This window comes from Nocardia sp. NPDC004722 (assembly GCF_053601505.1).
This window is the reverse complement of record NZ_JBSGBY010000367.1, coordinates 1-8,629: the sequence shown is the minus strand read 5'-3', so window position 1 is coordinate 8,629 and position 8,629 is coordinate 1. Positions and strand designations below refer to the sequence as shown.

Here is an 8,629-nt window from a genome sequence, read left to right as displayed (position 1 = left end):
GCGGCGCATCGGCGACACCGCGGTACGCGCGCTGTATGCCTGAACCTGGAACGGTCAGGCCGCCCTGCCCGGCACCTCGGCGCCGACCCGCGCCCAGCGGCCGGACAGGGCGCGCCAGCTCACCGCGAGCAGGCGCAGCAGCATGAAGGCGACCAGGCCGGTCCAGATGCCGCCGATGCCCCAGTCGTAGGCGAGGGAAAGCCAGATCATCGGCAGGAAGCCGAGGAGGGCCGAACCCAGGGTGGCGTTGCGCAGGAAGGCGGCGTCACCCGCGCCGAGCAGGACGCCGTCGAGGGCGAAGACGACGCCCGCGACCGGGATCATGGCGACGAAGTACCACCAGACCACGTGGGTGCGGTCGAGTACCGACGCGTCGGTGGTGAAGAGTTGGGGGATCACCGAATACCCGGCCGCGAAGAGCGCCGCCAGGGCCAGCGAGAACAGTGCCGACCACGCGGTGATCCGGCGTGCCAAACCCTGTGCGCCGCGCGCGTTTCCGGCTCCCAGGGCCGCACCCACCAGTGTTTGGGCGGCGATGGCGAGCGAATCCAGGGTCAGGGCAAGGAAATTCCAGATCTGCAAGACCAACTGGTGGGCGGCGACCGAGGCCGCGCCGAAGCGGGAGGCGACGGCGGCGGCCGAGACGAACGACGCCTGGAAGGCCAGGCTGCGCACGATCAGATCGCGGCCGAGTACCAACTGCGCCTTCATGATCGCGATATGCGGGGCGAGCGGAACCCGCGCCCGCCACAACGCGCTCACGAACAGCCCGCCGGAGATCGCCTGCCCCACCAGGTTCGCGATGGCCGAGCCTTCCAGCTCCAGGCGCGGCGCACCCAGCAGCCCGTGCACCAGCAGCGGGCACAGGATTGCGGAAATCACCAGTCCGGCAAGCACATACAACAGCGGCCGCCGGGTCTGCTGGACCCCACGCATCCACCCGTTGCCCGCCATCGACAACAGGATCAACGGCACCCCGAACAAGGCGATCCGCACCCACGACTCCGCCTTGGACGCGATATCGTCCCCACCCGCGATCGCCCGCGTGATCGGCCCCGCGAAGATCTGCACCACCGCCACGATCACCAGCCCCACCCCGACCGCGATCCAACTGGCCTGCACCCCTTCGATCACGGCCCCGCGCTCATCCCCCGCACCATGCCGCCGCGACGCCCGAGCCGTGGTCCCGTAACTCAGAAACGTCAACTGCGAACTGACCTGCGCCAGCACCAAACCGCCGACCGCCAACCCGGCCAGCGCCAACGCCCCCAACCGCCCCACCACGGCCATATCGAACAGCAGATAGATCGGCTCCGCGACGAGCACCCCGAGCGTCGGAATCGCGATCCCCAGAATCCGCCGCGGCCCCGCCGCCGCAGCCTCCGCCCCCCGCACCGCAGCCGCCGCCTCACGCGCGGCAGCCAAAGTATCCCGGGACTCGTCGGCCTGGCGGGACCTCCCGATAGATCCGGGGTCCTCGCCCCCACCCTCGACAACCTCGGTGCTGCTCATCAATTCACCATCCCACACGGCACCGACGCCCCCGCCCAGCCGCGCCGCACCCGAGTACCCCATGCGTAAGCCCTCGAAGAGCCGCGCCACCAGCGGTTTTCCCGCCTCTGACCAACACTGGCCCGTGCCGTCCACAGCCGCTTTGCACTGCTCGACGCCGCGCAATATATGTCCCTTAGGCCATCGACCAACCCAGGACACATTGTTACGCAAACATATGTCAGTGTCCGCATCCGACCGACCAGCTCTATTCCAGCGGGTCCTTTCTCGGTGCGGTTCCCCAACACGGCGGCTCGCCACGCGCAATCACGTCGACTCGCGGCGGCTGCTCGGGCAGGCTGGGCGGCATGGTCGATCTCGAGACAGCAATCGCGGCGGTGACGGTGTATCCGGATCGGGCGCGGGTCACCCGGTCCGGCAGGGCGACGCTCGAGGCGGGTGAGCATCGGATACGGGTGGCTCCCCTGCCGATGGAACTGCTGCGTGATTCGATTCGCGTGGCCGGGCGGGGCGAGGTGACGGTGCTCGGGGTGGACATCGTCACCGAACGGCAGCCCGAACCCAGCGATGAGCAGGTCGCCGAACTGACCGCGCGCCGAGACGAAGTCGATGTCGCGCTCACCGAACTCGCCGACGCGGACAAGGCCGCCGATGCCCGCGTCGAATTCCTGCAACGCCTGGTGCAGAAGTCCGCCGGGCACCTCGCCAAGGCATCGGATGAGCGGGTGGTCGCGTTCGGCGACAGTCTCGAGGCCCAGTACGCGGCAGTGCATGCCGGACGCCGCGAGCGAGCCGCCCTGCGGCAGGACAAGATTCGCGAGAAGAACTCCCTCGAACGGCGGCTGGCGGACCTCGGCCGCAAGAACCGGCCCGATATTCGCGCCGCGATCATCACCGTCGACGCCGCCCAACCGGCGACCACCGAACTGGAGCTGTCCTACGTGGTGCCGGGCGCCACCTGGTCGAGCACCTACGATCTGCGCATCGACGACAAGGGCCTGGGCCTGCGCTGGTTCGGGCTGGTCAGCCAGCGGACCGGCGAGGATTGGCCGGAATGCCGCCTCGAATTGTCCACGGCACGACCGGCCGTCGCCCTCGACGTCCCCGAACTGGACCCGTGGTATCTCAGCACCACCCCGCCCGAGCCGACCCGCGCGGTCTTCGCCCGTGCCTCCTTCGGCAGCCCCGAGGGCGCCGCCTTCCCGATGGCGGCGGCCGGACCCTCGGGCGCACCCGGGAGCGCGCCGCCCCTGCCGCCGCCCGCCCCGGTCCGCGAAGCGGTGACGACCGTCGAGCACGGTGCCACGGCCGCAACGTATTCCCCGCAACGCCCGGTCGCCGTGGCCGCCGACGGTTCCGAGCACCGCACGCTGATCACCGCCCTCGATCTCGAAGCCGACCTCGATCACGTGACCGCACCGATCAACTCCCCCGACGCGATCCTGCGCGCCACCGCCCGCAACACCTCCGAGCACACCCTCCCCCGGGGCCGCGCGTCACTGTTCAACGACAGCGAGTATGTCGGCGCCACCGACCTCGACATCTGGGCCCCCGGCGAGGAACGCGAACTCGCCCTCGGCGTGGACGATCGCATCCGGGTGGAACGAGAACTGGTGCGTCGCAACGCCACCAAGGCCACCCTCGGCTCGGCCCGCCGCGTCGAATGGGAGTACACGATCACCGTCGCCAATCACGGTAAACGCCCCACCACCGTCACCGTCCTCGACCGCCTCCCGGTCGCCCGCGACACCACGGTCACGGTCAAGGAGACGGCGCTGAAGCCGCCCCCGGCCGAACGCGACGAGCTCGGAATCCTCACCTGGAAACTGGATCTCGCCCCGCAGGCCACCACGGCGATCACCCTCGGCTACCGGGTAGAGGCCCCCAAAGGCGTGACAATCTTCGGCCTCCCGGACTGACACCGACAACCAGCGCGAAGACACTGTCTACTCGATGCAGACAGTGTCTACCGACAGCACGATCAGATCAGGTTGGTAGCTTCCAGACCGTCGAAGACCGTTTCGGCGGTCTGGTACATCGCGCGCATTTCCAGTGCGGTCGCGTCGTGCAGCACCGGAGATTCGAGAGCCAGGCCATTGGCGAAGGAGATGCCGCGCACGCTCTGGAACATGACGTAGCTGGTCGCATCCTCCCCCAGCACCGAGTCGAGGGCCGGGCCCACGAAGTAGGCGTGGAAGAAGTCGGCGAGCTTCGCGCCGTACACGGCGTTCAGGTCGTCGGTGATGTTGTTGGTGGTCGCGATGAGCGAGTCACCGATGGCGAAGAAGTCGCGGGTGTGCGCGACGCGAGTTCCGGTGGCCGCTATGGCCTCCGGGAAGTCGATGTGCAGGTGCGCGTCGAGAGCGGCGGCCGCCACGCGACCGGGCGAACGCGCCGGGTCGGCCGCCAGGGCGTAGTAGCGCGCCCATTCCGGCGTGACCGGGCCGCCGGTCAGGTGAGCATGCAGATTCACCAGGTAGATGCGGAAGAACTCGGCGCTGACCGCACGCGCCCAGGCCGGGTCGTCGAAGTCGCCGCGGTCGAGCACCGGGTTCGCGTCGCGCAGGATATTGCGATAGAAGATCGCGAAGATGCCACGGCGATCCTGCGCGCCGGAGAAGATCTCGGCGATCCGCTCCATCCGGCGCTGGCCGTCGTGCAGGTCCGCCACGGCGGCGGGATCCGACAGCGCGACCAGTTCAGCTTTTTCGGCCGGGGTGAGGACCCGAGCGGCGCTCGGCGCGGCGGGCGCGGTGTGCCCGGCGGAACCACTGGGCGCGACCGGATCGGCCGCGGCGGTGGCGGTGGAGGCGGCGATCGCGGTGGCGATCGTCAGCACGAGGGCGAAGCGGGTGGCGCGGACCATGACTGTTGTGACTCCCAAGGACGACTGTTCCCCGGGAGTCTGCCGACCACGCTATTTCATAGCAAATTGCGATAATCGCTGATCCGAGCCCCGGCGGGAGTCCAACCACGCAGCAGCACAAGGAGATCCGCGACCGATCTGACTCAGCGCGCGCGAGCGCGCCGGTGCGGTGATTCACGCACCACCCGAACGGTGGGCCCAATCACTCAAGCGCGGTTGCTCAAGCGCGCTTTCAGGGCCTCTACCAGGCTGTCCAGCTCTCCGGCGGTGGAATAGCCCGCGGCGTAGCGGTGTCCGCCGCCGCCGAGTGCGGTGGCGACGCAGGCGACGTCGACGCCGGGGGTGCCGTCGGCGTTGGCGTGGGAGCGCAACGAGACCGTCCAGTGGTTGGCCTCGGCGCGGGATTCCTTGAAGACGGCGGCGACCTGGGCTTCGGCGGTGGTGCGGATCAAATCGATGACGGATTCGACCTCTTCGGAGCGCACCGCCTCGGTGTCCTCGCGGCGGACCACGGCGTAGACCAGGCCCGCGCCGTGCGCCGCGTCCGGAAGCAGCTGAGCCGACGACAGCACCAGCGACAGCATGGGCAGCCACGCGAAGGGGTGGGTGTCCATGAGCGTGCGGGTGATGGCCGCGGTGTCGATGCCGGTGGCCAGCAGGCGTTCGGCCAGCGCGTGCGAGCCGGGGCGCACCCATTTGAAAGAGCCGGTGTCGGTGACCAATCCGGCGTAGAGGCAGTGCGCGATATCGCGGTCGATGGGCTCACCCCAGGCGTCCAGGATGCGCGCGATCACGCCCGCGGTCGACTCGGCGTTCTCGTCGATGACGTTGACCTGGCCGAAGCGGGTGTTGGAGCGATGGTGATCGATCACCAAAGTTGTTGCGGCGCTGTCCAATCGGTCCCGCAGCGCACCGAGGCGGCCGGCGCTGCCGCAGTCCACGCAGACCAGCACGTCGACCTCGCGCGGCACCCGGTCGGCGGGCACCAGCAGGTCGGTGGCGGGCAAGGACCGGATGGCGAACGGCAGTTCGGCCGGTTCGGCGAAGGCGACGACGACCGGGACCCCGCGTCGACGCAGCACCTGCGCCAGCGCCAGCCCGCTGCCGACGGTGTCGGCGTCGGGCTGGACGTGGCAGAGAATCGTCACCGATTTCGCGCGGTCGAGAATCTCGACGGCCGGGGTGACATCGACGGGGGTCACGGCAGATCAGGCTTCGTCGTCTGCTTCGTCCTCGTCCGACTTGTACGGGTCGGCGTCACCGGCGTAGCTCGCGCCCACCGACACCTGCGCCACGCGGGCGTCGACGGCACGGGCCTTGGCCAGCAGCTCGTCCATCTCGCGCGCCGCCTCGGGGACGGTGTCGAGCTTGAACGCCAGCGTCGGGGTGAACTTCACCCCGGTGCCCGCGCCGACCTTGGACCGCAGAATGCCCGCGGCGGCCTTGAGACCGGCGGCAGCCTCGGCGTAATCGGGCTCGGCGTCGATGGTTTCGCCCATGACGGTGTAGAAAATGGTCGCCTCACGCAGGTCACCGGTCACCTTGGCGTCGGTGACGGTGACGAACCGCAGTCGCGGATCCTTGATCTCGTATTCGATCGCCGTGGCGACGATCGACGAGATGCGCTTTGCGAGTCGGCGTGCTCGGGCCTGGTCAGCCATGTCGAGCCCTCCTCTTCCTCCTAGCGGAGTAGTTACATTCCCCTCCCGCAAGCTGTTGCTTGCGGGAGGGGAAAGTCCCGCTCTAGGGTTAGTCTTCGGGTCCGAAGATGCGGCGGCGTACTGCCAGCAACTCTAACTCCGGACGGTTGGCGACGTGCCGTTCACACTTGTCCAGCACCTCGGTCAGGTGGTTCATGCCGTAGCTGACCATTGCCACACCGAGCAAGGTCCGTCGATAACGGTCATGATCTCCGCCCTCGGTGACACTCACATCGAACCGTTTGAGGTCCGCGAGGATCGGGCGGATGACAGAGCGCTTCTCCTTCAGTGAATGGACATCACCGAGCAAGATATCGAACTCGAGCGCTCCGAAAAACATCTTTTCAGTCATATGAACGCGCCCCGGGGAATGCGCGCACAGTTACCCGGAAAGGGAAGGGGCACAACCCCGCCGGACCCGTGAAGGCCCGGCGGGATCGTGTACTGCAACCTAGTCGCGCGGCTTTTCCCGCAGCTCGTAGGCCTCGATGATGTCGCCTTCCTTGATGTCGTTGAAGCCGACGGTCAGACCGCATTCGTAGCCCTCGCGGACCTCGGTCACGTCATCCTTCTCACGACGCAGCGACTGGATGCTGGTCTCGGTGATCACCACGTTGTCGCGGATCAGGCGCGCCTTGGCGTTGCGCTTGACCGAACCCGACAGCACCCAGCAACCGGCGATGTTGCCGAACTTGGAGGAACGGAAGACCTGGCGGATCTCCGCGCGGCCCAGCTCATGCTCCTCGTAGATCGGCTTGAGCAGACCCTTGAGGGCCTTCTCGATCTCGTCGATCGCCTGGTAGATGACCGAGTAGTAGCGGATGTCCACGCCTTCGCGGTTCGCCAGCTCGGTCGCCTTGCCCTCGGCACGGACGTTGAAGCCGATGATGATCGCGTTGGAGGCCGACGCCAGGTTGACGTTGGTCTCGGTGACGCCACCGACACCGCGGTCGATGACGCGCAGACGCACCTCGTCGCCGACATCGATACCGAGCAGCGCCTCTTCGAGGGCCTCGACGGTACCGGAGTTGTCGCCCTTGAGGATCAGGTTCAGCTCCGAAGTCTCCTTCAGGGCGGCATCCAGATCTTCCAGGGAGATCCGCTTGCGGCTGCGCGCGGCCAGGGCGTTGCGCTTGCGAGCGTTGCGGCGATCGGCGATCTGACGCGCGATCCGGTCTTCCTCGACCACGAGCAGGTTGTCGCCTGCACCGGGGACGGAGGTGAAACCGATGACCTGGACGGGACGCGACGGCAGCGCCGCCACGACGTCGTCGCCGTGCTCGTCGACCATGCGGCGGACGCGGCCGTAGGCGTCACCCGCCACGATCGAGTCGCCGACCCGCAGGGTGCCGCGCTGGATGAGCACGGTCGCCACGGGGCCACGGCCACGGTCGAGGTGGGCTTCGATGGCCACACCCTGCGCGTCCATGTCCGGGTTCGCCCGCAGATCCAGCGACGCGTCCGCGGTCAGGACGACAGCCTCGAGGAGAGCCTCGATGTTGGTGCCCTGCTTGGCGGAGATGTCGACGAACATGGTGTCGCCACCGTATTCCTCGGCCACCAGACCGTATTCGGTCAGCTGCTGGCGAATCTTCTGCGGATTCGCGCCTTCCTTGTCGATCTTGTTGACCGCCACCACGATCGGCACATCCGCGGCCTGCGCGTGGTTGATGGCCTCCACCGTCTGCGGCATGACGCCGTCGTCGGCCGCGACCACGAGGATCGCGATATCGGTGGCCTTCGCACCACGGGCACGCATGGCGGTGAACGCCTCGTGACCGGGGGTATCGATGAAGGTGATGAGCCGGTCTTCGCCGTTGACCTCGGAGAGCACCTGGTAGGCGCCGATGTGCTGGGTGATGCCGCCGGCCTCGCCCTCACGGACGTTGGCCTTACGGATGGTGTCCAGCAGTCGGGTCTTACCGTGGTCGACGTGACCCATGACGGTCACGACCGGCGGACGGACCTGCAGGTCGTCCTCGTCGCCGTCGTCCTCGCCGTAGGTGAGGTCGAAGTTGGCGAGCAGCTCGCGGTCCTCGTCCTCCGGGGAGACCACGTGCACGACGTAGTTCATCTCCGAACCCAGCAGTTCGAGGGTCTCCTCGTTCACCGACTGGGTCGCGGTGACCATCTCACCGAGGTTGAACAGCGCCTGGACCAGCGAGGCCGGGTTGGCGCCGATCTTCTCGGCGAAATCGGACAGCGAGGCGCCGCGGGCGAGGCGAACGATCTCGCCGTTGCCGCGGGGCAGCCGGATGCCACCGGCGATCGGAGCCTGCTGGTTCTCGTACTCGGCGCGCTTCGCCCGCTTCGACTTACGGCCCTTGCGGGGGGCGCCACCCGGACGGCCGAAGGCACCCGCGGCACCGCCGCGACCACCACCGGAACCGGGACGGCCACCGCCGCCACCGCCGCCACCGGGACGACCCCGGAAGCCACCGGGCGCACCGGTGTTGCCACCGGCACCCGCACCGGCGCCGGCACCCGCACCGGGTGCGCCGCCGCCACGGTAACCACCGCCGCCGCCTCCGGGACGACCGCCACCGGCACC

The 8,629-nt window shown here is 68.4% G+C and carries 7 protein-coding genes; 1 reads left to right on the top strand and 6 read right to left on the bottom strand.

All coding sequences use genetic code 11. The features are described 5' to 3' along the window. Positions 1-54: 54 nt before the first annotated feature. A complete protein-coding gene (locus ACWELQ_RS29560; protein WP_452400311.1) occupies positions 55-1,512 on the bottom strand; it encodes an MATE family efflux transporter in 1,458 nt (485 codons plus the stop codon). A gap of 347 nt (positions 1,513-1,859) precedes the next feature. Between ACWELQ_RS29560 and ACWELQ_RS29555 the strand changes: the two genes are divergently transcribed. Next, positions 1,860-3,431 carry a DUF4139 domain-containing protein gene (locus ACWELQ_RS29555; protein WP_452400310.1) on the top strand — a complete coding sequence of 524 codons (1,572 nt, stop codon included), beginning with the start codon at positions 1,860-1,862 and terminating at the stop codon, positions 3,429-3,431. A 62-nt stretch (positions 3,432-3,493) separates the two neighbouring features. Here the strand turns inward: ACWELQ_RS29555 and ACWELQ_RS29550 are convergent, their stop codons facing one another. The 5 genes from ACWELQ_RS29550 to infB all read right to left on the bottom strand — a co-directional run. Then, positions 3,494-4,396 (bottom strand): DUF5995 family protein, encoded by a 903-nt coding sequence (locus ACWELQ_RS29550; RefSeq protein ID WP_452400309.1) that lies wholly within the window; start codon positions 4,394-4,396, stop codon positions 3,494-3,496. Between the two features lie 188 nt (positions 4,397-4,584). Continuing rightward, positions 4,585-5,580, bottom strand: coding sequence for a DHH family phosphoesterase (locus ACWELQ_RS29545; RefSeq protein WP_452400308.1), 996 nt, complete (start codon positions 5,578-5,580; stop codon positions 4,585-4,587). Between the two features lie 6 nt (positions 5,581-5,586). Further along, positions 5,587-6,039 (bottom strand): 30S ribosome-binding factor RbfA, encoded by a 453-nt coding sequence (gene rbfA, locus ACWELQ_RS29540; protein ID WP_452400307.1) that lies wholly within the window; start codon positions 6,037-6,039, stop codon positions 5,587-5,589. Between the two features lie 88 nt (positions 6,040-6,127). Beyond that, a complete protein-coding gene (locus ACWELQ_RS29535) occupies positions 6,128-6,418 on the bottom strand; it encodes a DUF503 domain-containing protein (RefSeq protein WP_452400312.1) in 291 nt (96 codons plus the stop codon). 111 nt (positions 6,419-6,529) lie between these two features. Beyond that, on the bottom strand, positions 6,530-8,629 hold a 2,100-nt coding region (gene infB, locus ACWELQ_RS29530; RefSeq protein ID WP_452400306.1), incomplete at its 5' end, for a translation initiation factor IF-2.